Genomic DNA, 24,564 nt, shown 5'->3' on the forward strand with positions numbered 1-24,564 from the left:
CGCCCTGACGGGTTGCACTCCACCCGGCACTCCCTAGCGGCGACAAGTCGCCTTCACGGCAAGAAAACGTGAGGGGTTGATGGAAGGAGAGAGCCATGACACGCAAAGTCACCACCCGCAAGAGCGCCGAGGAACGCCGAGCCGAGGCCGAGGCGTTGCACGAGACGATCGCCGAGCAGATCGAGGCGTTGCGGGACTCCGAGACGTGGACGCGGTTCCTCGCGTTCGCTCAGGCGTTCCACCGCTACAGCCTGGGAAACCTGTTGCTGATCTTCGCGCAGTGCCCCGAGGCGACCCACGTCGCCGGATACCGGACGTGGCAGAGCCTGAACCGCCAGGTGCGCAAGGGTGAGCGTGGAATCCGCATCTTCGGCGGCCGCGACATCCGTGAAACGGTCGAGAACGAGCAGACCGGCGAAGAGGAAGAACAGCGCCGCGTGCGGTTCTTCCCCGTGTCCGTGTTCGACATGAGCCAGACCGACCTCATCGACCCCGAAGCAGGCGACCCCAGCAACATCGCGCACCAGCTCACCGGTGACGACCCCGCAGGCATCCTCGACGCCGTGGTCGAATACCTCACCGGCACGGGATGGACCGTCGAGCGCGAGAGCATCCCCGGAGCCGCCAACGGCTACACCACCACGGACGACAGCCACCGCGTCGTCATCGACGCCGACCTCTCCCCCGCCCAGGCCGCAAAGACCGCACTGCACGAGGCGGCACACGTCATCCTGCACGCCGATGAAGATCACGCCGAGTACGTCGAGCACCGCGGGATCAAGGAAACCGAGGCCGAGAGCGTCGCGTACATCGTCGCCGGGATTCTCGGCCTGGACACCAGCGCCTACAGCGTCGGCTACGTCGCCGGATGGAGCAAATGCGACGCCGACACCGTCAAAGCCACCGCCGCGAACGTGCTGCGCACCGCGCACGCCCTGGCCGACGCGATCACCACCGACTCCCCCGCGCCCGTCGCGGCCTGAGAACGAGAGGACACACCCATGAGCCAGAGCATCCAGGTCATCGAGAACCGCGTCAGCAAGAGCGACGCCGGCACCGTGGCCAAGAGTCGTCAGATCGGATACCGGGCGCAGGAACTCGCGGACTACGCCCGCGCAGGCTACGACCTGGCCCACACCGCCACCATCGACGGACCCGAGTACGTCACGTTCGTCGACACGCTGACCCGCGCCACCTACTGACAGCCCCCGGAGGGGCGGCATCGGCCGCCCCTCCGGCAACCCCGCGGCCTCCCTCCGGTCGGCCGGCGAGGGGTGGTCCCCTCGCGCTCCCCACTGATATCACTCTGAAATGGCTAGGTAATATCACTACGGTTTCACCTTGCAATCACAGCGATAGCGTGCCACTCTGATATCAGAACGGTTTCAGGATGCTACTAGTTTGCAATCGCTATCAGTTTGCAACCGTTTTGATACCGAATTACTACCACATTGAAAGTAGAGTGCAAGCATGATCATTCTCGTCGGAAGCCAGAAGGGCGGTCCCGGCAAGACGACCATCGCCGTCAACCTCGCCGTGGAGTACGCCCGACGCGGTGATGACGTCTGCCTCGTCGACGCCGACCCACAACGCTCGGCGGCCAGGTGGCACGCCGACCGCGAAGAGCAAGGCCACGAGCCCGCGATCGCGTGCGTCGAGAAGATCGGCAGCATCCACCAGACCCTGCAAGACCTCGCCACCCGCTATGACGTCGTGATCGTCGACGTCGCCGGCAAGGACAGCAAAGAGATGCGCACCGGAATGACGGCCGCCGACAAGCTCATCGTCGTCGTCCGTCCCAGCCAGCTCGACCTCGACACGCTCGGCCACATGACCGAAGTCATCGACCAGGCCCTCGACTTCAACCCCGAGCTGGACGTGCGCGGACTGATCACACAGGCGCCGTCCAACCCGAACATCACCGAGCGCACCGACGCGGGGGAGTACCTGGCCGACTACCCCCGTATTCGACCCCTGGAGACGGTCATCTACGAGCGCAAGGCATACCGCGACGTGGTGGGTGAAGGGCTCGGCGTGGTCGAGTGGAGCAACCCGAAGGCCAAGGCAGAGATTCAGGAACTCGCAGCGGAGTTGGTGGCGTAATGGCAATCAAGAAGCGACCCCAGGCAGACCCGGCAGCTATCGAGGCGTTCGGCGCCGCCGCCGACACCCCCGCGGAGGCGCCGGCGCCGGTTGCGGCCGTCCCCGCGCCGCCCCGCGAGACGGCATCGGCGCGCACCGCGGCGCCGGGGGAGTGGCCGGCCGACGTGGCCAAGACGCTGCTGATCCGCTGGCCCGACGCCACCCTCCCGGCCGAACTGGCCGAGGTCGCAGGGCTAGAGGATCGCAGCCAGCACAAGACCGCGCTGCGCGCCCTGCAACGTGGCCTCGAAGTCCTCCGAGCCGAGCATCGCGCGTAGGCCAGGCCCGACATGACGTGCTATCGCAGTGATATCACTCTGAAAGTGCGTTGAGCGCAGACCGCCATGCACGCCCGCACGCAGAGCCAGGCGCACCGGCACGGAGGCCGGCCCGCTAGGGGAGCCGCTACGCGGCACAGTGACTCTCATGCATTCTTTGACCTGTCCGGCTGTCGAGGATACGACGGCTCCGCTTCGGGCCAACGGCTTTCGCGGCATATCCTCCCTCGCTGCGCTCAGTCCGGTATTCCACGGTCCGTTGCTCCCTCCGCTCCGCTCGCCGTTAATCCCTCGATTGCCGGAAGGCAAAGAAAAACGGTTGGTAGGGAGAGGGGCAAGCGCAATGGCTGAGCAGATCACGGTGTACACCACCGGCCCGTCATGCGCCCGCTGCACACTCACCAAGAAGGTGCTGACGACCAAGGGTATCGAGTTCGCAGAGGTCAACATCCGAGAGAACGAGGCGGCGCGTGCCTACGTTGTCGAGGACCTGGGATACACCGAAGCACCCGTCGTCGTCATCACCGACGAGGACCACTGGAGCGGCTTCCGCCCCGACCACATCGACCGCATCGCAAGTAACCGATAAGGAGAGACACCATGTCCACACGCACCATCACCGGAAACCTGGCCGCCGACCCCGAGGTCGTGCCGGCAGGCAGCATCCAGATCACCAAGCTGCGCGTGATCGAGAACACGGGGGAGTACCGACAGGGGTAGTGGCAGGCCCACTACACCCCGACAACCCACTTCATCGAAGCCCGGTTCGAGCTGGGCGAGAACGCGGCCGCATCCCTGCACAAGGGAGACGCCGTGATCGTCACCGGACGCGAGCACACCTCGAGCTGGGGAGACGACGCCAACAAGCAGTACGGCCGAGTCATCGACGCCGACAGCATCGGCGCAGACCTCGCTCGAGCGACGGTCACCATCAGCCGCAACGCCCGCGACGACCAGCAGTAACCAACCCGCGACACGGCCGGGGCTGTCAGAGCCGCCCCGGCCGTGTCGGCAATCCCAGAGAAGGTAAGACATGGCCGAGAACGAACAACACCGCCAGGTCGAGGTCGCCCGCGACCTCTCAGCACAAGCCAGGACCCTCGCGCACTCAACCCGGGACGTGCCCGCGCCGTTTGACGGCTCTTCGCAGTTGAGGGTGTAGTCGAGGGTCGGCGGCTGGTTCGCGGATAGACGTCGAGGTCTTCCAGGATGGAAGTTCTCACACTGCCCATCTGCCGGAAGACCTCGACTTGCACCACCCTACGTTCGCGACCCCTGACCTCACCACGTTCTGCCGTCTCGATGAGCTCGGCCTCGAAGCCATCGGCCAGTTGATCGAGCCCGACCGGGCGGTACTCGAGTGCCGCGTCGTTGACGATGACCCGTGGTGTCGGAAGTGTGGCGCCGAGGGCGTGCCGCGCGACACCGTGACGCGTCCGCTCGCGCACGAGCCGTTCGGTCACCGGCCCACGACGCTGCTGGTGCGGGTGCGCCGCTACCGGTGCGGCCACTGCCGCCGCACCTGGCGGCAGGACACGACGAACGCGGCGGCGCCGCGGGCGAAGATCTCCCGCGGCGGGGTCGGGTGGGCGCTGAAGGCGATCGTGGTCGACCACCTCACCGTCTCCCGCGCCGCGGCAGGCCTGGGGGTGTCGTGGCACACCGCGAACACCGCGATCCTCGCCGAGGGCAAGCGGCGGCTGATCGACGATCCGGCCAGGTTTGACGGCGTCACCACGATCGGCGTCGACGAGCACGTCTGGCGTCACACCCGGTTCGGTGACAAGTACGTGACCGTGATCATCGACCTCACGCCCGCCCGCAACAAGACAGGTCCCGCACGGCTGCTGGACATGGTCGAGGGTCGGTCGAAGGCGGTGTTCAAGCAGTGGCTCGCCGCCCGGCCCAAGGAGTGGTCGAAGCAGATCGAAGTGGTCGCGATGGATGGGTTCAGTGGGTTCAAGACCGCCGCGTCCGAGGAACTCCCCGACGCGGTCCCGGTGATGGATCCGTTCCATGTCGTCCGGCTCGCCGGTGACGCCCTGGACCGGACCCGGCAGAGGGTTCAGCAGGACACTCTCGGGCACCGCGGTCACGCCGGCGACCCGCTCTACGGGGTCCGCCGCACCCTCCACACCGGCGTGAGCTTCCTCACCGAGAAGCAGACTGCACGGCTGGACGCGGTGTTCGCGGTCGAGGAGCACGTCGAGGTCGAAGCGACCTGGGGCATCTACCAGCGCATCGTCGCCGCCTACCGCGAACCCGACAAGAAGAAGGCGAAGGAGATGATGCGGTCGGTGATCGATTCCGTCAGCAGTGGCGTCCCCGCGATGCTGGCCGAGATTCGCCGGCTCGGTCGGACGTTGAAGCAGCGCGCCGCGGACGTCCTCGCGTTCTTCGACCTGGCCGGCACGAGCAACGGTCCGACAGAGGCGATCAACGGCCGACTCGAGCATCTCCGCGGCTCCGCGCTCGGCTTCCGCAACCTCGCGAACTACACAGCCAGGAGCCTGCTCGAGGCCGGAGGTTTCAGACCCTCGCTACACCCTTGATTCCGAAGAGCCCGTTTGACTCGTACACGCTTCTCGGAGAGCTCGTCGCCACCGTCGACGACCTCGAACAGGTCTGTCGACAGCTCGGCGCATGGCACTCACGGGTCGTCGACGGCACGCACTATGCGGGGGAGGACAGCAGGGGAGACGGAGCGACAGGAACCGTCACCGCCGCCGCCGAACTCGAACGAGCAGCCGCCGCTCTCGATGCGGCTGCCGAAGCTCTCCGCCAGGCGCATTCAGCCAATGGTGTCGTGCGCTGGTTCGACGAGGACGGGCCCCACAAGGACGGAGACGAATGAACACCCCACAGACCCCCGTGCAGCAGCTCGTCGACGCCATGCTCGACACCGCCGAGGCCGCCGACCCCAGGACCGAGCACAGCATCACCCTGACGCCCGAAAACTCCCTCCTGCTACCGATCCACGCCACCGAGCTACCCCGCGTCGTCGACGGAGTGGACGGCGCCTATCGCGGCCACGTCTATCGCAACTGCATGGTGTGGGACTAGCCCGTGCTCGACCACCTGGTGGTCGTGCAGCCCGTCGTCGGCCGAGCCCCTGAGGACTCCCAAGGGCCGACCTATTTCGGTGACCTGCGCGTCGGCACCTTCGGCACCGAACCGCCGCCGATCGACCAATAGCCCACATACCCAGCACGCCCCCGGTCGCACTCTCTCCCGGCCGGGGGCGTCGCTGTGCGCGACAATGGAGCCGCCGAGCGACAGGAGAACGCCGTGAAGATCCCCGAGCCTCTACGGCTGTGGTGGCACGACGGCGCCGGCGTGCGCGTGCTGCGCTACAGCGGCCGCCAATGGACCGTCCTAGCCCTCGTGAGCCTCGTCTGCACCCTGGCCAGCCTCATCCCCGTCGAGAGCTTCCTAGGCCGCTCGATGCTCGTCGTCGTGCCGTATCTGCTGGTGCCGGCCGGCCTCGCCGCCACGGCATTCGCGATCGCCGCCGGCGTGCTCACGCACCGCTTCCGCCGCGCAAGCCGAGGCTGAGGTGTACAGCTTCGGTCGCGAGGGAAGCTCCTTCGCAGCGCACGACCACGTCTTGAACTCCCCGGCCGACGATTGTAAAGCGGGTCGCGACAGCATGCGGAGTCCAGCTGCACACCTCCGCCTCGACGGTCACCGTCGTCTCCCCGAACCTCACCCACCCGCACCGGATACGACGAGGGCCTACACGTGTGCACGTGCAGGCCCTCCGGTCGGATCAGACGTGCTGGCTGATGGTGCCGCCCGGGTTGCGGTTGGCGGTCGATTCGGTCACGAACCGGCCCGACGACGCGGAACGATGCACCGTCGTCGAGTTTCTTGTGCCGGACCCGACACGTTCGGTGGTGGTCTTTCCGGGCCAGCGGGCCGCAGCGGCCTTGGAGACGAAACGACCGGTGGATGCAGAGCGACGTACGGTTCCCATAGGAACTCCTTTACTAATTACGCCGGGTGCCGTGAGACGGAGCGCCGCTAGTCTGCGGCTGCCAACTCCGGTACAGTCAGTGCTCTGGATGAGACCTGACCTTCTCAGGGCTTGTGAGCCGTCCCGTTACCGCGGGGCGGCTCTTTTCAGTTTTGATCCCGACGCCTCGGTATATGTCCGCCGGAGGTCACTTCCCCTCGCGGCCTCTCAGTTTTTTTGGCTGAGCGTTGCCCGTCATCGATCGCGACACGAGCGACTGCGCTTTGCTGGCGGGAACGGTTCGGCGTGCTGCCTTCGCGCTCTGGGTCCCAAAGGACGAGCGCTCGATCTTGCCCCGAAACTGACTGCTCATGCGGACTCCCGGTTCTCTCGTACTTGCTGACGTGCTCGCGCTATCGCTGACTCCACCGCTTTGGCGGTCATACCGAGCTTCTCGCCAATCTCGGCGTGGGTGAACCCGTGCGTCACGTTCAGGTAGAAGGCAGAGCGGACACGCTCGTCCGTGATCTTCCCAAAGGCTCGACGCAGTTCGTCTTTGATGTGCGCTGACTCGCTCGCGTCGGGGGTTGTCGGCGTCGACGGGCCGTCCTCGAACTCGTCAGCCCAGTCAGCGGTAGGAGGCGGGGCCTGCGGCTCCGCATAGGACCGCAGCTCTTCTCGACGCCAACGCTTATAGACGTTGCTGAACTGCAATAGGCACTGGCCCACAAAGAACGTGCGCAAGGACGCACCCTTGGCGGGGTCCCACTTGCCCGGCACGAGCACCTTGTCTCGAAACGCGGTGAGGGCCAGGACAACCGTCTCATCGGCCAAGCTCTCGGCATCTTCGATCATCGACCCAGGGCGAGGCTCCGGCTCCAGTGCTCCGAAACCCTTCCGCTTCACCTCGCCGCGAATCTGACCCTTGTAAATCCACCCACGAATGACAGCCCATCCGTACTTCGCGATCTCGTTCGCAAATAGCTCATAGTTCCGGCCACGGTATCCACCGGCGTGAAGCGCCGACGCCAGCTCGCGGTCCCCAGCAAGCCGGTCGAATCTTTCCTCGGCACGATCGCGGTCCGCGTCGGCCAGCCAGGCCTGATCCGTTGCCCATTTGCTCAGAGTAGAAACACCATCGCAGGACGAATGCTCTTCGGGCTCGTCGTTACCGGTCATGGCGTTCCTCGCGATTCTGGTCAGCTCATAGTCACCACGATCCCTCATATGTCCGACATCAGGGACTTCCCCTCGCCGCTCGCAACAAAAGTTGAGCAAGCTCACGGCTCCAGGGCCGCGGGCCGAAAACGATCGATTCTGAGCAGGCCGACCAGCGCGCGGTGCGCGCCGCGAGATGTCGGGAAAGCTCCGGTGCTCAAAACCCTTGTCTGTGGACATTGTCGCTTTTTGGCGGTGTTTTGTGATCGCTTAGTGACGGGTGTGGCTGGCCGGCAACTGACGGAAAGCAGAGGTAGTCGGCTCTGTGTGTTAGTTGGTCAGAGTAGGGAGCCGAGGTCGGAGCCGAGGGAGGGGTAGGTGGCGGTGGTGGATTTGAGTTGCCGGGTGGTGAGACCCAGTTTGATGGCGATGCCGAAGGTGTTGATCAGTTCGGAGTAGCCGGGGCCGAGCAGGTGCGCGCCAAGGATCTGATCGGTGTCGGTATCGATGATGATCTTCGCGGCGGCGGTGGTTTCGGCGACCCGGTAGGTGGAGTACCAGTTGCTGGTGTCAGTGAAGCGAACGGCGGTGTTGTGGCTTGTGGCGGCTTCTTCTTCGAGGAGGCCGACCCGGTTCAGCTCCGGGATGGTGAACACGGTCGTGGGGACCCCGGTGTAGTCGGGTGCTGTGGTGGTTCCTTTGAGCATGTTCGACGCGGCGACTTTCCCCTCAAACACGGCCACCGGAGTCAGGGGACGTCCCGCGGTGTCGGCGGCGTCTCCTGCGGCATAGACGGCGGGGTTGGTGGTGCTTTGCAGGTGCCCGGCGACGGTGACTCCACGTAGGCTGCCGGCAATACCGGCAGCGTCCAAATGGAGGCCATCGAGGGCGGGGACGCGACCTGCTCCATGAACGACGAGGTCCGCGTCAAGACGGGTGGTCGTGCCGTGGGTGTTGATGCTGATCTGGAACCCGGCGGGGGCGGCCTCGATGGCGGTGACGTTGGTGTTTCGGTAGACGTGGATGCCGGCTTGCTCGGTGCGGGAGGTCAGCAACTCCACCAGGTCGGGGTCGAACTCGCGCAGGGGTCGCGGGCCGTGGTCGATGATCGTGCACTGCGCGCCGGCGCGGGCGGCGATGTGCGCGAACTCGAACGAGATGAAGCCGCCGCCGATGAACACGATCCGCTGCGGTAGAGCATCGAGGTCGAGGAATTGGGTGCTGTCGATGAGGTGTGCCGCACCGGGGAACGTCAACGGCCTCGGGGTGGCCCCGGTGGCGATGAGGAAGCGGTCGGCGTGGTGGGTAGTGCCATCGATGGTGAGGGTGTTCGGGCCAGTGAACTCGGCGTGGCCGTGAAAAGTGGTGGCACCGTTGCCGGTGAGTTCGTCTTCCATGCCTTTCGGGACACCGTCGGTGAAGCCGCGCTTGCGCCGCATCAGGGCCGGCCAGTCGACACGGAGGCCGCCTTCTGTAATGCCGGTGTCGTTCATCAGCCGGGCGGCATCGACGATTTCGGCGCCGCGGCGGAGGATCTTTTTCGGGTCGCATCCCCGGAGCGCGCAGGTACCGCCGTAGGGCAACGCGTCGACAATCCCGACCCGCCAGCCCTGCGCCGCACACTTGTTCGCAGCGGACGTGCCCGCCATGCCTGCACCGATGACCAGCAGATCGAACGCGTCACTCACCGGATACCCGCTTCGACGGTCCTGATGGCGTCCCGGATCTGCTCTGTCGTGGGCGACCCGGCAAGACCTGCCGGTGTCAAATACACCCGGCACGACAGGCCGGGCGGAGCTTCTGGCGCGGGAAACAGCGGCACACCGTCGGCCAGGAGAGTCGGGGACCCGCGGAAGTCGAGAGCTTCCGCTTCCTCCTGCGTCTCGATGAGCTGCCGGCTCACCGTGACGTCGGATCGTTCCGCGGCGATCACCGTGAGGCGATCCGCGGCCGTCTCCCAGTTCGGGCACCCATCGAAGTACTGCAACGTGATCTGCATGCATCGACCGTAAACGTTGCAGCCCGGTACAAGGTCAAGTGGTGAAATGGGGGTATGCGCATTGGAGACCTCGCCGCCACCACGGGAGTCAGCACCCAGACCCTTCGTTTCTACGAACGCGAAGGGCTACTTTCTGCACCGAGTCGACAAAGCAATGGATACCGGGTCTATGACGATGAGGTCGCTTCCCGCGTCGGATTCATTCGCGCCGCTCAATCTGCCGGATTGACGCTGGCCGACATCGCCGGAGTCCTCACTCTCCGGGAAGACGGGCAGGCGCCCTGCTCGCACGTGCACTCGCTGCTCGATGGCAAACTCAATGAAGTCAGGGTCCGTCAACAAGAACTCGCCCGTCTCGAAACAGAACTCGTCGACATGCTCACCACCAGTTCGGCCGTCGACCCAGCGACGTGCTCGGAGCGCAGCATCTGCAACGTCATCCCGCGGCCGCTACCGTAAACCCGTCGTTGTACGCACCAGCAGGGCATCTCGAAAAGCTACAGCTTTTCGAGACATCGGCCGGATCCCGGCTGTGTGATCGCTGATCCGTGTGATCCTCGGTCAGCGTCTGTCTCAACAATGCGTCTCACCGGAAAGTGTCTCAGCGCGATGACGCGGCGGGGTTTGTGAGGCACAATGGCCGAGTGAGACTTCTTGGATACACCCGCGTGAGCACATCGAGCCAGGATGCGCAGCTGCAGCTCGACGCACTCGTCGCCGCTGGTGTTCAGAAGCGCGACGTGTTCGCCGATGTCACCTCCGGGAGCAAGACCGCGATCGAGCGTCGTGGGATGAAAAAACTCCTCGAGCACGCAGAAGCCGGTGACACCGTCGTCGTCTGGCGCGTGGACCGCCTCGGCCGCTCCCTCATCGACGTGCTGAACACCGTAAACCTGCTGCGCGAGCGGGGCATCCATGTGCGTTCTGTCTCGGATGGGATAGATCCAGCGACATCGACGGGCCGGTTGATGCTGAACATGCTCGCCACGCTCGCGGAGTACGAGCGTGAACTGATTGTCGAGCGGGTAAATGCTGGGATCGCCGCCGCCAGGCAGAGCGGCACTCGCTTCGGTCGTCCACTCTCGGACCCAGCGGTAATCGCCGACAAGCTCGCGATCGCCGCCGACGCCCGAGCGAAAGGTCGCACCGCCGAAGATGCAGCACGGCTCGTCGGGTGGAGTCGCGCCACGCTCTACCGCCACCAGCAAGCCCTCGCCAGCCGCGAGAGCATCACCATCTAGCGATGTGATGAGCGGCGGGGAGCGGTGGCGAATTCTTCGACTACACGTCGAGGACCAGATACCTCTCACCGCTCTCTCCCGAGAAACCGGGATTGGCCTGCGCACGCTCCAACGCTGGCACCAGCTCTACCGAGACCACGGCATCACTGCACTCGACCCTCAACCGAGAGCCGACGCCGGCATTCGTCGCACGGGGGGCGAATTGGTCAGATTCATCGAGCACCTCGCGTTGACCAGGCCGAGGCCAGCGATCGCGACGCTGCACCGCCTTGCGAGTACCGAAGCGGAGCGGCAAGGCCTGGTGGTGCCCAGCTACGCCACCGTCCGAGATATCGTGCAGTCCCTCGACCCGGCACTGGTAACGCTCGCGTTGGATGGACCCATTGCGTATCGCGATCGATACGAGCTCGTATACCGGCGCCGAGCCGACGGGCCCAACCAGATCTGGCAGGCCGATCACACCGAACTCGACATCCTCATCACCAGTGCCGTAGGCGGCAAATCTGATCGACCCTGGCTCACGATCGTGATCGACGACCACTCACGCGCGATCTGCGGATACACCGTCTTCACCGGTGCACCATCAGCGATGAACACGGCCCTCGCGCTCAGGCAGGCGATCTGGCGCAAGACCGACCCCGCGTGGGCCATGTGTGGAATACCCGACGTGCTCCACGTCGACCACGGCTCCGACTTTACCAGCCATCACCTCGAACGCACCGCCATCGAGCTGCGCATCCGGATCATCCACTCCACCGTGGCTCGGCCCCAAGGCCGCGGCAAGATCGAACGCTTCTTCCGCACCATCAACACAGAGCTTCTCTCCACTCTCCCCGGGCACCTCAGACCAGGCGACAGGAATCCTCACCCCGCTCTAGATCTGGCCGCCCTCGACCAGGCGATCGGCGGGTTCATCGGGATGTACAACGCACGCCCGCACCGGGAGCTCGGAGTATCGCCTCGGGACGCGTGGGTCGCGGACGGCTGGCTTCCGCGAATGCCCGACAGTCTGGAACAACTCGACGGCCTCCTGCTCACGGTCCCCAAGAACCGGGTCGTGCAGCGCGACGGCATTCACTTCCAGGGCCAGCGCTACCTCGCTCCGACACTCGCCCCCTTCGTCGGGCACACGATCACAATCCGCTACGACCCGCGCGACATCTCCGAGATCCGCGTGTACGACCGCGACACATTCGTCTGCATCGCCGTCGACGAAGCCCACCCCAATCTCCGCCTCAGCCTCCGCGACATCGAAACCGCCCGCCGAGCCCGCCGCCGCGCACTCCGACACACCATCAACGACCGCATCCTCACCGCCGTCACCCGCGACGAGCCACGCGACGTCGCGGCACCTCCGCATCGCCGCCGGCTACGCACCTACGAAGAGGACGAGTGATGAACCAGCCATTCATCGTCACCAAAGAGCACCGACGCTTCACCGAATTCGCGAACGCCGTCCGCAAAGAGAAAACCATCGGCATCTGCCACGGCGACGCCGGCGTCGGCAAGACCAACTCCGCCCGCCGCTACGCAAACTGGGACGCTCTGGAGCCCTACATCAACAAGTGGGGACCTCGCGGCGAGCACGACGCCAAGCACTACGCCCTCGCCAACCGATCCCGGACTGTCTTCTACACACCCGAGGTCCTCTGCAGACCCAAAGATCTCATGCACGACATCGACCGCTGGCAGGCAAAGGTCGAGATCTGCGCCGACGAACACCTCCGCTCGCGTGAGACCGAACCGACCACCACGCCGATCGGCATGTCTCACCTCGTGGATCTGCTCATCATCGACGAAGCCGAAAGGCTCACACCGACTGCGCTCGAGCTGCTCCGCGACCGCCACGACCGTGAACACCTCTCTATGATCCTCATTGGCATGCCCGGCATCGACCAACGGTTCCGCCACTACCCACAGCTCTACAGCCGACTCGGCTTCTCCCACCACTACCGAACCCTCGGCCGAGAAGAACTCCTCTTCGTCCTCGACCGCCACTGGAAACACCTAGGACAGCAACTCGACCCAGAGGACTTCACCGACGCGCAGGCGATAGCTGCGATCGAACGCATCACCCGTGGCAACTTTCGTCTCCTTGAACGGCTCTTCCCTCAGATCGCCCGAGTGCTGAAGATCAACGGGCTTGAGACCATCACCGACGACGTCATCGAAGCCGCAGCTAGCATCCTCGTCATCGGCAACTAACGCCGCCAAGCGATCACAGAACACCGCCACCGAGCGATCAACTCCACAACCCTTGTCAAAACCCCATTCTGTGCAAAACCTTCACTATAGGTTTTTGAGCAAGTCGGGTAGACTAGAAGCAACGAGGGAGGCCACCATGAGCGTCAAGACCGCCAGCACCATCTCCGCGGCCGAGCGCGAGCTGCGCGAGCGCGTCGTGGCCGACGCCGCCCACAGTTCCGCGATGGAAGGCCTCACCGCCGGCGCTGAGTACCGCGCCGACGCGGCCGCCTACGCAGCGGGGGAGTTCGACGTCGACGAGCTGGGACGCCGCACACGGGCCCGCTGGGGCCTTGCCTGATTTCGTCGACCCGTACCTCGAGCCCGAATCGGGCATCCTCCGCAACCGGCTCGGCCTGACCGACCGCGCCACGCTGGATAGCGCCGAAGCGGAACTGACCGAGTGGCGACGGGCCGAGATGATCACCCGCCCGGTGAAGGTCACCGGAGATCTTCGACAGCTCCAGGCAATCCACCGGCAGCTGTTCCAGGACGTCTACGACTGGGCCGGCCAGCTGCGCACTGTCGACATCCGCAAGGGCACCGACCCGGGCGCGGAGTTCTTCATGCCCGTGTCCCGGCTGGAGTCCGGCGCGGGGTTCGCGTTCGCGGAGCTCGCGGACGAGCACCAGCTGCACGGCCTGGACCGTGACCGGTTCGTAGATCGCCTGGCGCACCACTACGACCAGGTGAACTACCTCCACCCGTTCCGGGAGGGCAACGGCCGCACGCAACGAATCTTCTGGACGCAGATCGCCGCCGGCGCCGGATTCGACCTCGACTGGGGCCGAGTCACCGGGGCGGAGAACGACCAGGCGTCACGTGCCGCTATGGAACGCCAGGACTTCACCGAACTGCGCGGGATCTTCGACCGCATCGTGCAGCCCGCCGCGGGAGGCCGGCTAACCCCGGAACGGATGGAGCAGCTGCGCGCGTTCGCCAACCTGAGCAGCAGCGTCGCGCCGGGACGCTCCGCACCGTCGACGTCGACGGGCCGCTCGCGCCGGCCGACGACACCCGGCCGAGAAGCGGAACAGGGGAGGGACCTATGACCGTCGTCGGCTATGCGCGTTAGCTCCGCATGAGACATGTCCATTGATCGTTTGTCTCGATGTGGCGGCCGATCTGTGATGCGCGGGTTGGGCAGTCGGACGTGGACGTGTCTCGGTCGTCCAGCCTGTTGAGGGGGCGGGTTCGATCATGGTGTTGGGCCGTGGGCCGCGGGCCGTGCGCGGCGTCGTGTCAGTTGTTGCCGTGGTTGCAGGCTGTGAGCTTCGGTGATCGGTTTCGTCGTTCAGGGCTGTTTTCGGCTGGGCAATGAACGCAGCTTCGCGCGTCCGGCGGTCTGTGGCTGGGTTCTGAGTGCGGTGATCTCCTCGTGCTGGGCGGCGAGTCGGGACACCGCGGTGTCGCGGAATCGCTTCAGTTCGGTGATTTCGTGGTCGCGGGCTCTCAGGCGTGTGCGGAGGTCGGTGATCTCGGTCTTGAGCCGGTCGATGCTGGCGAGCCGTGGGTCGGGCTGCTGGCCGTTGTCGTGAGCGGCGTTGCGTTGGCTGTCGAAGTTGGCTTTGAGGTGTGGGTAGGTGCGGTAGAGCGTGGCGCGGGGAACGCCGGCGAGTATGCACAGGCTCTTCACGTCGCATTTGAGCCCGTCGGGGATGTCGCCGGCGAGAAGCTGCGTGATCGCTGATCGGATGCGGGTATCGGCGTCGGCCTGCCGATCACTGTCCATGGTCGGGCTCCTGAACTGTGTTGGCGCCGGTTGCGTTCTGGTCTGGGCTGGCTCCGTCGGCGTCGATCTCGGCCAGGATGCGCTGTGCCCGGTCGAGGGCGGTGCGTGCGCGTGCCTGTTCTGGCTTGGACAGGCGTGGGTTGCCGAGGAACACGGTGGTGATGTTCTGGGCGTGCTCGGCCCAGGCCGGGCGGTGCAGGGCGTGGTGGGTGGCTTGGGGGCATCGGGCCGAGTCACACATCCCGATCAGGGGTTGGTCGGCGTCGGGGGTGCCGGCGAGTTTCAGGCAGAGCGCCTTGCTTGGGTCGGTGAACCAGCAGTAGTTGCCGATCCCGACGTGCAGGGTGGCGGCGGTGGTCTTGAGCAGCCGTTCAACTCGGCGGTCGTCGATGACGGTGACCGGGCCGGGGTCGTGGCGTGCAAGGAGTTGGTCGACGCTCTGGAACGCGGCGATCAGGTCGCGGGCGCCGTGGCCGGCGGGTAGCACGCCGCGCTGGTAGTCGTGGTAGGCGGCGGCGGTCAGGCGCAGGTGCTCGGCTTCCTCCTCGGCGCTGATCTCGGCGATGAACGCGGCCTGCTGTCCGCCTGGGCGGGCCGCGTAGCCCTCGGTGGTGGCGATGCTGACGTGTTTCAGGTGCACCTTGGCGGCCATCAGCCCGTGCGGGCGTTGGGCGATCGTCAGAGCGAGGGTGCGGCGCAGCGCCCGCGGGTTGATCGCACCGTCTGGGACGGGGTCGAGACCGAGCCGGCGGCCGGGCTCGCTGCCGATCCACTGCCGCAGCGCGGTGAGCCGCCGGTTGCTGTTGTTCGATCCGGTGGCGAACAGCCGCTGGCCGGTGGCTGCGCCGGTGAGCTGCTCGGCCATGGTGATGGCCTGGTCGACGTCGGCGAGCACCACCCAGGCGTCCTCGACGCCGCCGAACGACTCGCCCTTGGTGCGGCGGGTGACCAGCCGGAACCGTGAGCTGCCGCCGGGTAGTTCGTCGCGTCGGCGGCAGCCGGCGGTCAGTTCGAGCAGTTCGCTGGCGCGCATCCCGGACAGTGCGGCGGTGAGGTAGTAGCAGGCGGAGGTGAGCGCGTAGATCGTCGTGTCGAGTTGCTGGCGGCTCATCGGCGCCGTCCAAGCGACCGGTTCATCGCCGTGCAACGGTGCCACGGTTGCCGGGTTGCGTGCCCAGGGTTGTTCGATCCCGCACCGGTTCACCCACGTTTCCAGTTCGGGCCGCAGCCGTTCCAAGTCACGTCGGTGGCCCATCGCGCCGACGGTTTCAACGACCACAGGATGCCAGGCCAGGTGCAGCAGCGGGTCGTTCGGATCCCAGCCGCGGCCCAGACGCTGGGTGAGTGCGCCGGCCGACAGCTTCGGGGCCGGGACGCCGCTGACGGTGCGGGAGCCGATCGCTTCGCGCAGGCTGTCCAGCTGCTGTGCCGGAAGGTGTCGGCGTGATGCGGCCTCCCGCCGATCGAACGTGGCCGCCGCGGTGGCTTCGGCGGTCAGTAGCGGGGCGATGGTGCTCACCAGGTAGAGGGTGTCGGCCAGCAGCGGGCGCAGCAGGGTGTCCGGGACCGGTGGTACCCGGTTGCCATACGGCCGCTGGTATCCGGCCACGACGTCGGGGCTGCGTCCGGCCCACGGGGTGAACCCGTCCTGGTAGTGCTCGTCGAGGATCTCGTCGTAGAGGGCCAACATCTGAGGCGCGCGAACCGACGTGGTCAACGTGGCCGGCGACAATCGCCGGCCGCCCTGACCGGCGTCCTGCGAGAGCGCCAGTAGGTAACTGTCGCAGTGGGCCTGGGTGACCTCGGTCAGCGAGTGAACGCCGGCGGCGGTGAGGTAGTTGAACCAGCCGGCGAGGTGTTTCAGCGCCGTCCAGAGGCTGTTCGGGTTCAGCGGGCTGCGGATCGCGTGGGGCAAGGTGGCGATTGTGGGATGCCCGGGTACCATCCGCGCCAGCAGATACTGTCGGGCCGTGAGGCGCCACCGCGGGTTGGTGATCTGGGTGAAGTCGAGGATCTTGCGGTGCGCGCCCATGATGACCGGCGCGTCGGCCAGTCCGGACAGGTCCCAGATGTCGTAGTCGAACACCGGCCGGGCGCTGCCCGGTGCCAGCGACAGCCCGGCAACCTTGGCGACGTCAAGCCCGACGAACGGACCGCGGCCGGGGTGTTCGGCGCTGGCAGCGGTGTTGGCGATGCTCACTGCGCCAGCTCTTCCAGGTGCAGCGGAAAGTCTGTCCCGGCGGCGTCCTCGTCCAGGCGGCGTGAGGCCGCCTGGAGATCGGCCGGCGCGAAGCGCGGCAGCACGTCGCCATCCAGGCGGGCGGCGTAGGGGCCGAACAGTGCAAGGAACTGCCCGGCGGTCAGCTGGGTGCCCTGGCGGGCGAAGAACGCCTTGAGCCGCAACAGGTTGGGCAGGTGCCGCGGCGCGAAGGTCGCCAACGGACACAGCAGACACACCCACGGCCGGGCCGGGCAGAGCGTGCCGGCCGGGGCGTGCGGACTGTTCAACGGTGCAGCACAGGCGGCAACGAACACGTCCTGGCGGCCGGCCAGCAGCGCGGTGATCGCCTCGGCGTCCAGCCCGGCATCCTCGACCAGGCGTGGGAAGGCCGCGGCGAACTCGGCCGCGCCCTCACCGGTGACGACGATCGCCGGCTTGGCCTTGCGCCGCAGGTCGGTCTGCGCCTGTTCGATGATCTCCTCCAACGCGTCGAGCTGGGCCGGGGTGTGCGAGTGCAGATAGTGATCGCCTTCTACCCGGGCGCTGTGGTTGGGGTCGATCGTGGTCCGCCCCGTCCAGGCCGACCGGTCGCGGCGATGCTGGTAGGTCGCCCGGATCCGGCCGCCGTGCAACCGCAACGGCCGACCGTCATCACCGGCCAGGCCGGCCGCCGCAGTGAAGGCCGCGCGCCGGGCCTGCGTGCGGGGTCTGGGGTAGAGCAGCCCGTGGCCGCCGGTGCGGTCACCGGCCGGCACGTAGAGCCACAGGTTCTCCGCCCGTTCGCCGGCGTGGGCGCGTAGCGGGCCGCTGTGCTCGAGCCAGCGATCCAGCAGCCGCACCGCGTCCCGTGGCAGGTTCAACGCCTCCCGCCCGGTGCGGCCCTTGGTGTAGGACAGCAGGACTGTGGACGGCGAGGTCCGGGTGATATCGGACAGCCTCAGCGCGTCGATGCCGTCCGGAACGATCCCGGTGCGCATCGCGAACAGCGTCAGATAGGCCAACGCGGTGTCGCCGTCAGGGAACAACGCCCGCCGGGTTGCCAGCACCTCGGCCCGGCCGACGCCGGCCGCGGCAGCCGGGCCGAGCCGGTCGGCGATCACCTCGGCGGTGGCCGGGCCGTCCCGGTGAAGCAGCCACGCCGGGTGGTCGGCGGCGGCGTGCCCGCCCGGCTGGGCGTCACTGTCGATCGTGGCCAGTACCTGCCGGTGGGCGCGCCACGAGGCGGCGATCACCTCGGTGCAGGCGGCGGCAAGCCGCCGCCACTCCCCGTCGGTGTAGGGCGGATTGGGCCGGCTCTTGATGATCTGGTTGATCCGCCGCCCCTGCAAGTGCCGGCCGATCCCCGCATGCAGTTCGCCGCCCGCCGCGGCGAACCCGGTCAGGATCGCCCGCAGGCGGCGTTCACGATGAAAGTCGCAGCCCAGCCAGTACTCCACGATGACCGCGGTGCTCAGCTCGGGCAGACCGCCGTCAAACCCCGCATCGCCCAGCTCGCGCACCATCCGGCGGGCAGTCTGCACGTACTGCGCCGCGACCGATCGGGTCCGGATCGGCCCGTGCGGATGGGTGGCCGCAGCCAACCCGGCCGCGAGGTCCCCGGCCAGCCGCTGGTTGGGCAGATCATCCATCCGCCGCCGGTAGGACACGCCGCCGGGCAGCGTGAACAGCACCGCCAACGGCGAGACCACCGTCGCCGGCATCAGAACTGCTCCCCGGCGGGCGGCGTCATCGTCGCGTCATCGTCGATCTCGGACGGGTCAGCGCTGGTGTAGGCGTCGCGGTAGATCCGCTGCGTGTCCAACAAATTCAGATACGTCTGAGTGGTAGCCGCACTGGCATGCCCGAGCAGGTCCCGCAGCACCAGCAACGGATCGGCCTTGGTCAAATACAGCGCGAGCGCCGCGTCGCCGCCGGTATCGGCCACCAGCTTGGCGGCCTGCCGGTAATAGCCGGCGACCAGCCGTTCCAGGGTGTGCATCGCGAAGGAGTGCCGGGTCATATGCGGGTGCACGTGCGGGAAGCCCGGCTCGAACCGGGCCCGGATCCGCGCCGAGGTGCGGGCAAGCACACCGGCCCAGTCCACGAACGGTGCCCCGCCAGAACACACCGCCAGCAGCGCGCTGCCCCCGCCCGGGGCCACCAGCCGCAGCCGCTCGCCCGGGCTCAGCGACGCCCACCGCCGACGCGCCCCATCGATCCGGGCACCCTCATAGGTCGGGTCGGTGACGTGCAGCGGGCCGCGCGGCGACCAGCGTGAGCCGGCCACCGTCGCCGCGCGCTCCAACCGGATGTAGTCGTGCACCCGGGCCAGGGCGTCGTAGTCGATCCACGACGAACGGCCCCGGCCACCCTTCGTGGTCGCCGGCGCCAACGGCAGCGGGACCGGGACCGACGTGCGCCGGGCGGGCAGTGGCGGCACCTCGAACACCGTCAGGTAGGTGAACTCCTGGGCCCGCAGCCCGCTGGCCAGGGCCAGCCCGATCACCGCGGCGTTGCGGCCAGTCTCCCTGCCCTGGAACGATGCGTCACGCCGTCCGGCCGGATCATTGCCGGCCAACACGTTCATCAACAACTCGACGTAGGGTCTCTCCAGGTACTTGCGGGCGGCGTGCGCGTTGCCGCCGCGGACCGTAGCCAGGTTGCGGGTGATCTCCACCCGGGCGCCGTCCGGACGGGTGATCATCTGCTTGGCGTAGGAGAACGGCACCGCCGCCACATGCCCCTCAGCTGCCGCCCAACCGTAAAACGCCGACAGCGTCTTCACCGCAAGGTTCCAGCTCGCCGGCGCCAGCCTCGCCCCCGGCGGGCCGGACAACCGATGCTCGGCGTAAGCCGACAGTCCGTCTCGCAGCTGCCGCCGATCACCAAACACGTCGAAACCGGCCGCAGCCAGGAACTCCACCCACGCCTTAAGCACCTGCGCGTATGTCCGCCACGTCCGCGCACTCGGTGCGCCGCTGACCGGCAGCTCCCGCAACCAGCGATTGATCACCGTCGATGGCCGCGGGCCGTGCTCGTCCTCGAAGCGCAGATCATCATCGATCAGCACCGGCATGCCCGCACGGATCACCGGCCGGCCACCCAGACCGCATTCATTGCAGGCGTCCGGGTCGAAATAGTGAAGAAGCACGAGCGACAGCCAAGCACCCACCACCGACAACTCCACCCGTGAGACACGCAGCAGTGCGGTGGTTACCCAGAACCACCGCGTGGGTGAGCAACTTGATGAGACACGGCAAGTAAGCGGGAATAATGCCCGAGTGTCCAAGCGTGAGCAGAACCCGAAGGCCCAGGAGGCCGAGCTGCACGCGGCAGGAGCGGAGCGCGTGTTCGTCGATCACGGCGACTCCAGCCGGGTCAAGGATCGCCCGCAGTGGGTCGCGTGCATGGACTACCTCCGCGCCGGCGATGTGCTGTTGGTGCGCCGCCTCGATCGGCTCGGCGGGACCGAGCGCATCCTGATCGAGACGCTGCACGAGCTGGAGGACAAGGGCGTCGATATCAAGAGCCTCACCGAACCGGTGATCGACACCACGACCCCGATGGGGCGCGCCCTGTTCGGCATCGTGGCCGTGTTCGCGCAGCTGCGCGTCGACACGATCCGGGAGAACACCCGGCTCGGTCTGGAGTACGCACGCGCCCAGGGCCGCGTCGGCGGCCGCCCCACGGTGATGAGTGCCGAGCGCGTCGAGGTCGCGCGGCAGATGCGCGCTCAGACCCCGCCGGCGACGTGGGAGACGATCGCCAAGACCCTGCACGTCAGCTCCGCCTCCGTCCGCCGCGCGCTGGCCCAGACCGAGAAGGTGAGCAGGTAGCCATGTGTGGGCGCTTCGCGATGAACAAGGAGACGAACGAACTGATCGAGCAGTTCGTCGCTGAGGGTGGCCGCGCGCAGGACTGGCGGCCGTCGTATTCGGTCGCGCCGACGTCGGACGCTCCGATTGTTCGGGAGTGGGCGGGCGAGGGCGGGACCGTGAACCGGGAGGTCGCGTTGGCGCGCTGGGATTGGCCGAAGCCTCCCAGTCGCCCTGCCGGGGCGCCGATCATCAACGCGCGGATGGAGAAGGTGTGTATACCGAACTAAGTTCCCGTGCTGTCGGTCCCGAATGCAATGCTCGTTCGGATGAGCAAGAGAAGCGGGGTCGGGGCAGTACTGCCGCTTGACCAGCCTCCATTCTGGTCTGTCGTCGACGGTGATGGCGAGGTCATAGAAGCGGTCTCCGACTTCATGCTCGACTTCTGGGCTCGAGGGAACGCCGAGTCGAGCTGCCGGTCATACGCCTACGCCTTGTTGAGATGGTTTCGCCATCTACATCTGGAGCACATCGACTGGGAACGAGCGATCCGAGAGACTGTCCGCGATTTCGTTCTCGCCTGCCGGCAACCATCAGCGCTGAGCCCCGAGGCGCTTTCTCCCCGGACGCTGAACCACAGCCTTGCCGTGATCTCGGCCTTCTACGACTATCACCTGGCACAGCAGCGTGGCCCGATCCTCAACCCTGTACCTGCACGCCGCGTCGATAGTGGTCGCCGGAGGAACGGCCATCACAATCCCGAGCTGGAGTTCCGTCGCGACCGTCGCGCTGACTTTCGTCAGAAGGTTCCGAAGACAGCGCCTCGGTTGATCGTAGAATCGCGGATCTCGGAGATTCTTCGAACCATCGGCAACGCGCGTGATCGAGCACTCGTTGAGTTCTACCTTTCCAGTGCGGCGCGACCGTCGGAGCTACTGGGTATGACCATCGAAGATGTCGATCCTGGATCCCAGCGCATCACGGTCGAGCGGAAGGGTTCTCGTGCGAGGCAGGCGCTACCGGCGTCGTCGAATGCCTTCCTGTGGTTGCGGCTCTATCAGGAATCGCTTCCTCCCGAACTCCTCGTCAAGGGCAATCCGGTCTGGTGGACCAACCGACGACCGTACCGCCCATTCGGCTATGACGCTGCCCGAGCGATGTTCAACCGGGTGGGACACGAGATCGACGCGAAGCTACGGCTGCATGGACTCCGCCACACCGCGGCTGTGCGCATGTCGAACGATCCGGCTCTGACGCTGACCGACATCCAGCGCATCCTGGGACACCTGCATCTGTCGACGACACAGGAGTATCTGCAACAGCACAACGACGACATCATCGAGCGCGTCGCTCAGCACCTCCGGTCGCGATCAGACCCAAAGCCTGCACCCGAGGGTCCGCCTCTGGCCTACGACGCCTCCGACCTCGACGAACTCCTAGGAGACGCATCATGGTGAGAGATCTGATCGAGACTGTCGCGTCGGCTGAAGTGCCGGTCAAAGCGCCGCGACTCCGTCGGCATCGGCGGCCTTCCCGAGGACGAGCGCGACCCGGGGTGTTCTTGAACGCCGCCATGCCTCACTCGCCGTACGACGACGGCATACGAAGTGACTACCGCCCGATTGTGCAGACATTCATCGACGCGCTTATGACCTTCCCCGGCGAGACCTGGCAGCGGCGCTGGGACGCCAGCGGCGTCGAGAACATGCCGAGCTTGAGCTGGCACGACGCCTTTCCCGGACTCAACGACGTCGCGCGCGAACTTCGAACCAGCCCAGGCGTGGCGGTATCGATCTTTATCCGGCTTGACGCACTGCGGCCAAGTGCCGAATTCCTGAACCGCGTCGGCCGCATCCGCCTCAAGGGCTTCTCTCCGTGGTCCCTCGACCGCTTTCCGACCGACGCTGCACGGGACACGCTGCGAGCCGTCCTGATCCTCCAGGTCGCCACTGGTAAGCACCTCGAGGAGATCACCGCCGACGACATCGTCGCCTTTGCCGCGGTCGCCCGGAAGCCCATCCGGCGGGGGCTCGCAGAGGCTCTCGAGATCCTCAAACGGCTCAGCATCGTCTCTCCGGAGCTGCCGCCCCTGAGGCAGCTCGCCAAGCCACCGAGACCGGACGCCGCAGCTATTGTCGCGAGGAACAAGGTGGAGCCGCCGGCTGTGGCAGAGATGTTCACCCGATATCTACGTACTCGTGAGCCAGGGGTCGACTACTCCACCCTGCAGTCGATGGCGACCGAGCTCCTTGCCAACTTCTGGACCGAGATCCGCGCGAAGAATCCCAATCAATCGGACCTGCGCATCGCCCCAGACCTCGTCGACTGGTGGAAAGTTGAATCGCTCGGACGCCTGAAAAACCGCTATCGCACGCTCTTCGCTGTCCGCGCCCTCTATCTCGATATCGCCGTCTGGGCCACCCACGATGCCTACTGGGCGACCTGGTCCACTGCCAGCATCGTCTCGCAGATCGACACCGCAGGCCATCGGAAGCACAAGAGGAGGGTGGTCGCCGCCCAACACCATCGCGTACGCAAGATCGCCCCGAACGTGCCGAAGCTCTTGTCCGCCATCGACGCAGACCTCGAGCAACAGGAGGCGCTCCTTCGAGCTGCGACCGCCACCCCGCTCGGCCACCAATTCGAATGGGCCGGGCGCGAGTACCTTCGCGAAACGAGCGCCGGCCCGGGCGTTTCTATGTCCGCCGTTCCGATCCGGGACCTCACGACCGACACTCGCATTCACCAAGCACGAGTCGCAGAGCGGGCATTCTGGTCCTGGGCGACCGTTCACGTCATGCACGAGACCGGCATGCGCCAAGAGGAGGTCTCGGAGCTCACGGCCACCGCGCTGTTCACCTACGAGTCATCCACGGGCGAGAAGATGCTCCTGCTGCAGGTCGTCCCCTCGAAGACCGACCAGGAGCGCGTATTGCTCGTCTCACCAGAGCTGGCGCACGTCCTCGCTCGACTAAGACAACGAGCGCGCGGGAGCGAGCATCAGGTGCCGCTCGTTATTCGCTATGACGAGCTGGAGCGAGAGTTCTCCCCGCCGCTTCCGTTCCTGTTCCAGTGGAAGGACGGCGATGTCCGTCGCGTGTTCTCGGCGGCCGCCTTCAAGAACTTCGTCTCGTACGCGGTCCAGACGGCGGGCCTCGACAGCCACAGCGCAGAGCGCCGTGACGCGTTCGCACGGTCGCTGGAGGGCACCGCCAGCGAGCAGGAGATCCGCGGCCGGGTCCTTGCCGACACCGGCAACGGGAAGCACCCCCGCGAGGCTGTCACCACGCCCACGGGGCGTAGCCCCCGGCCACGAAAGGCCCGGGCGGGTGTGACACAGGAACGCGATCGCGGCGGCCTCTCTCGATGACCGACATTCAACCGTCGGCGGTGCCGCCGGCGGTGCCGCCAGCGCCGGAGCCGCGGCGCCGGCGCTTGCCGGCGTTGTGGTGGCTGTTCGCGGCGACCAGCCGATCCCATTCGGCTGCGATTGTCACACGTTGAGCCGCCCCGCTGTTTCTGGCGCCGGGAAGAGGCTCGGTGGGTGAAGCCGCGAATGGCGTGGCTTCCTCGAGGGTTCCGGGACGAGCTCAACCAAGCCGTTCGACTCGCCGTGCTCGGAGGTGGGGAATCTGAGAATGATGATGCGCGAATCGACGAGCGCGACCTCGACGCCTTCGGTGCCGACAACGCAGACGTGCTCTTGAGTTACCTTCCTCCTTACGACCTTCCTGATCTTCCTGACCATGGCGGTGGTGACGCCAGGTCACGGGAGTTGGTTCACCGGGCGCTCCTTTCAG

30 protein-coding genes are annotated in these 24,564 nt (G+C 66.5%); 21 read left to right on the forward strand and 9 right to left on the reverse strand.

The genetic code is table 11. The annotated features are described in order from the left end of the window. Positions 1-95: 95 nt before the first annotated feature. The 11 genes from LRQ07_RS18295 to LRQ07_RS18345 all read left to right on the forward strand — a co-directional run bounded on the left by LRQ07_RS18295 (position 96) and on the right by LRQ07_RS18345 (position 5,975). Positions 96-983 (forward strand): ArdC-like ssDNA-binding domain-containing protein, encoded by an 888-nt coding sequence (locus tag LRQ07_RS18295; RefSeq protein WP_256536470.1) that lies wholly within the window; start codon positions 96-98, stop codon positions 981-983. Positions 984-1,001: 18 nt separating this feature from the next. Next, a complete protein-coding gene (locus tag LRQ07_RS18300) occupies positions 1,002-1,202 on the forward strand; it encodes a hypothetical protein (RefSeq protein WP_256536471.1) in 201 nt (66 codons plus the stop codon). A 268-nt stretch (positions 1,203-1,470) separates the two neighbouring features. Further along, complete coding sequence (locus LRQ07_RS18305; RefSeq protein WP_256536472.1) at positions 1,471-2,103, forward strand: AAA family ATPase; 633 nt, start codon at positions 1,471-1,473, stop codon at positions 2,101-2,103. After that, positions 2,103-2,420 carry a hypothetical protein gene (locus tag LRQ07_RS18310; RefSeq protein WP_256536473.1) on the forward strand — a complete coding sequence of 106 codons (318 nt, stop codon included), beginning with the start codon at positions 2,103-2,105 and terminating at the stop codon, positions 2,418-2,420. The genes LRQ07_RS18305 and LRQ07_RS18310 overlap by 1 nt, the downstream gene beginning before the upstream one ends. 343 nt (positions 2,421-2,763) lie before the next feature. Next, positions 2,764-3,009, forward strand: a complete 246-nt coding sequence (locus tag LRQ07_RS18315; RefSeq protein ID WP_251858601.1) for a glutaredoxin domain-containing protein — start codon at positions 2,764-2,766, stop codon at positions 3,007-3,009. Between the two features lie 224 nt (positions 3,010-3,233). Beyond that, positions 3,234-3,383, forward strand: a complete 150-nt coding sequence (locus tag LRQ07_RS18320) for a hypothetical protein (RefSeq protein ID WP_319944146.1) — start codon at positions 3,234-3,236, stop codon at positions 3,381-3,383. A gap of 287 nt (positions 3,384-3,670) precedes the next feature. Further along, positions 3,671-4,972 carry an ISL3 family transposase gene (locus LRQ07_RS18325; protein WP_256535573.1) on the forward strand — a complete coding sequence of 434 codons (1,302 nt, stop codon included), beginning with the start codon at positions 3,671-3,673 and terminating at the stop codon, positions 4,970-4,972. Then, positions 4,969-5,274 (forward strand): hypothetical protein, encoded by a 306-nt coding sequence (locus tag LRQ07_RS18330; RefSeq protein WP_256536474.1) that lies wholly within the window; start codon positions 4,969-4,971, stop codon positions 5,272-5,274. Before LRQ07_RS18325 ends, LRQ07_RS18330 begins: the two co-directional genes overlap by 4 nt. Beyond that, positions 5,271-5,483 (forward strand): hypothetical protein, encoded by a 213-nt coding sequence (locus LRQ07_RS18335; protein ID WP_256536475.1) that lies wholly within the window; start codon positions 5,271-5,273, stop codon positions 5,481-5,483. The genes LRQ07_RS18330 and LRQ07_RS18335 overlap by 4 nt, the downstream gene beginning before the upstream one ends. Before the next feature lie 3 nt (positions 5,484-5,486). Beyond that, positions 5,487-5,615 (forward strand): hypothetical protein, encoded by a 129-nt coding sequence (locus tag LRQ07_RS18340; protein WP_256536476.1) that lies wholly within the window; start codon positions 5,487-5,489, stop codon positions 5,613-5,615. A 54-nt stretch (positions 5,616-5,669) separates the two neighbouring features. Beyond that, complete coding sequence (locus LRQ07_RS18345) at positions 5,670-5,975, forward strand: hypothetical protein (RefSeq protein WP_256536477.1); 306 nt, start codon at positions 5,670-5,672, stop codon at positions 5,973-5,975. A gap of 214 nt (positions 5,976-6,189) precedes the next feature. Here the strand turns inward: LRQ07_RS18345 and LRQ07_RS18350 are convergent, their stop codons facing one another. The 4 genes from LRQ07_RS18350 to LRQ07_RS18365 all read right to left on the reverse strand — a co-directional run bounded on the left by LRQ07_RS18350 (position 6,190) and on the right by LRQ07_RS18365 (position 9,532). After that, the gene (locus LRQ07_RS18350) at positions 6,190-6,396 is read right to left on the reverse strand and encodes an ABC transporter ATP-binding protein (protein WP_256536478.1); all 207 of its coding nucleotides are present in this window, start codon (positions 6,394-6,396) and stop codon (positions 6,190-6,192) included. A 348-nt stretch (positions 6,397-6,744) separates the two neighbouring features. Beyond that, on the reverse strand, positions 6,745-7,554 hold the full coding sequence (locus tag LRQ07_RS18355; protein WP_256536479.1) for an RNA polymerase sigma factor: 810 nt from the start codon (positions 7,552-7,554) through the stop codon (positions 6,745-6,747). Positions 7,555-7,871: 317 nt separating this feature from the next. After that, positions 7,872-9,221, reverse strand: a complete 1,350-nt coding sequence (locus LRQ07_RS18360; RefSeq protein WP_082750005.1) for a dihydrolipoyl dehydrogenase family protein — start codon at positions 9,219-9,221, stop codon at positions 7,872-7,874. Beyond that, a complete protein-coding gene (locus LRQ07_RS18365) occupies positions 9,218-9,532 on the reverse strand; it encodes a hypothetical protein (RefSeq protein WP_060921760.1) in 315 nt (104 codons plus the stop codon). The genes LRQ07_RS18360 and LRQ07_RS18365 overlap by 4 nt, the downstream gene beginning before the upstream one ends. A gap of 54 nt (positions 9,533-9,586) precedes the next feature. On the opposite strand from LRQ07_RS18365, the gene LRQ07_RS18370 reads away from it, so the two are divergent. The 6 genes from LRQ07_RS18370 to LRQ07_RS18395 all read left to right on the forward strand — a co-directional run bounded on the left by LRQ07_RS18370 (position 9,587) and on the right by LRQ07_RS18395 (position 14,069). Further along, positions 9,587-9,991 (forward strand): heavy metal-responsive transcriptional regulator, encoded by a 405-nt coding sequence (locus tag LRQ07_RS18370; RefSeq protein ID WP_183151636.1) that lies wholly within the window; start codon positions 9,587-9,589, stop codon positions 9,989-9,991. A gap of 185 nt (positions 9,992-10,176) precedes the next feature. Continuing rightward, entirely contained in the window at positions 10,177-10,773 is a 597-nt protein-coding gene (locus tag LRQ07_RS18375; protein ID WP_060921759.1) for a recombinase family protein, read from the forward strand. Between the two features lie 7 nt (positions 10,774-10,780). Further along, positions 10,781-12,169 carry a Mu transposase C-terminal domain-containing protein gene (locus LRQ07_RS18380; protein WP_256536480.1) on the forward strand — a complete coding sequence of 463 codons (1,389 nt, stop codon included), beginning with the start codon at positions 10,781-10,783 and terminating at the stop codon, positions 12,167-12,169. Further along, positions 12,169-12,978: an AAA family ATPase gene (locus tag LRQ07_RS18385; protein WP_060921758.1), complete on the forward strand. Its 810-nt coding sequence runs from the start codon at positions 12,169-12,171 to the stop codon at positions 12,976-12,978. The genes LRQ07_RS18380 and LRQ07_RS18385 overlap by 1 nt, the downstream gene beginning before the upstream one ends. A gap of 136 nt (positions 12,979-13,114) precedes the next feature. Further along, positions 13,115-13,318: a hypothetical protein gene (locus tag LRQ07_RS18390; RefSeq protein WP_071043057.1), complete on the forward strand. Its 204-nt coding sequence runs from the start codon at positions 13,115-13,117 to the stop codon at positions 13,316-13,318. Continuing rightward, positions 13,311-14,069 (forward strand): Fic/DOC family protein, encoded by a 759-nt coding sequence (locus LRQ07_RS18395; protein WP_256536481.1) that lies wholly within the window; start codon positions 13,311-13,313, stop codon positions 14,067-14,069. Before LRQ07_RS18390 ends, LRQ07_RS18395 begins: the two co-directional genes overlap by 8 nt. A gap of 242 nt (positions 14,070-14,311) precedes the next feature. Here the strand turns inward: LRQ07_RS18395 and LRQ07_RS18400 are convergent, their stop codons facing one another. Genes LRQ07_RS18400 through LRQ07_RS18415 form a run of 4 tightly spaced genes read right to left on the reverse strand, consistent with a single transcriptional unit; the run spans position 14,312 to position 20,025 of the window. Then, on the reverse strand, positions 14,312-14,749 hold the full coding sequence (locus tag LRQ07_RS18400) for a hypothetical protein (RefSeq protein WP_256536482.1): 438 nt from the start codon (positions 14,747-14,749) through the stop codon (positions 14,312-14,314). Beyond that, positions 14,739-16,949, reverse strand: coding sequence for a hypothetical protein (locus LRQ07_RS18405; protein ID WP_256536483.1), 2,211 nt, complete (start codon positions 16,947-16,949; stop codon positions 14,739-14,741). Before LRQ07_RS18405 ends, LRQ07_RS18400 begins: the two co-directional genes overlap by 11 nt. Beyond that, positions 16,946-18,670, reverse strand: a complete 1,725-nt coding sequence (locus LRQ07_RS18410) for a hypothetical protein (RefSeq protein ID WP_256536484.1) — start codon at positions 18,668-18,670, stop codon at positions 16,946-16,948. Before LRQ07_RS18410 ends, LRQ07_RS18405 begins: the two co-directional genes overlap by 4 nt. Further along, complete coding sequence (locus LRQ07_RS18415) at positions 18,670-20,025, reverse strand: tyrosine-type recombinase/integrase (RefSeq protein WP_413775547.1); 1,356 nt, start codon at positions 20,023-20,025, stop codon at positions 18,670-18,672. The genes LRQ07_RS18410 and LRQ07_RS18415 overlap by 1 nt, the downstream gene beginning before the upstream one ends. A 205-nt stretch (positions 20,026-20,230) precedes the next feature. Here LRQ07_RS18415 and LRQ07_RS18420 point away from each other — a divergent pair, with 205 nt between their 5' ends. The 4 genes from LRQ07_RS18420 (at position 20,231) to LRQ07_RS18435 (ending at position 24,134) form a co-directional block, all read left to right on the forward strand. Then, positions 20,231-20,785, forward strand: a complete 555-nt coding sequence (locus LRQ07_RS18420) for a recombinase family protein (RefSeq protein ID WP_256536486.1) — start codon at positions 20,231-20,233, stop codon at positions 20,783-20,785. Between the two features lie 20 nt (positions 20,786-20,805). Next, a complete protein-coding gene (locus tag LRQ07_RS18425) occupies positions 20,806-21,054 on the forward strand; it encodes an SOS response-associated peptidase (protein ID WP_256536487.1) in 249 nt (82 codons plus the stop codon). A 39-nt stretch (positions 21,055-21,093) separates the two neighbouring features. After that, positions 21,094-22,221 (forward strand): tyrosine-type recombinase/integrase, encoded by a 1,128-nt coding sequence (locus LRQ07_RS18430; RefSeq protein ID WP_256536488.1) that lies wholly within the window; start codon positions 21,094-21,096, stop codon positions 22,219-22,221. 167 nt (positions 22,222-22,388) lie between these two features. Then, positions 22,389-24,134 (forward strand): hypothetical protein, encoded by a 1,746-nt coding sequence (locus tag LRQ07_RS18435; protein WP_256536489.1) that lies wholly within the window; start codon positions 22,389-22,391, stop codon positions 24,132-24,134. 123 nt (positions 24,135-24,257) lie between these two features. Here LRQ07_RS18435 and LRQ07_RS18440 read toward each other — a convergent pair whose 3' ends face one another. Next, positions 24,258-24,512 carry a hypothetical protein gene (locus LRQ07_RS18440; protein ID WP_256536490.1) on the reverse strand — a complete coding sequence of 85 codons (255 nt, stop codon included), beginning with the start codon at positions 24,510-24,512 and terminating at the stop codon, positions 24,258-24,260. Positions 24,513-24,564: the final 52 nt, after the last annotated feature.

The organism is Microbacterium sp. J1-1, assembly GCF_024498615.1.
Classification (GTDB): Bacteria; Actinomycetota; Actinomycetes; order Actinomycetales; family Microbacteriaceae; genus Microbacterium; species Microbacterium aurugineum.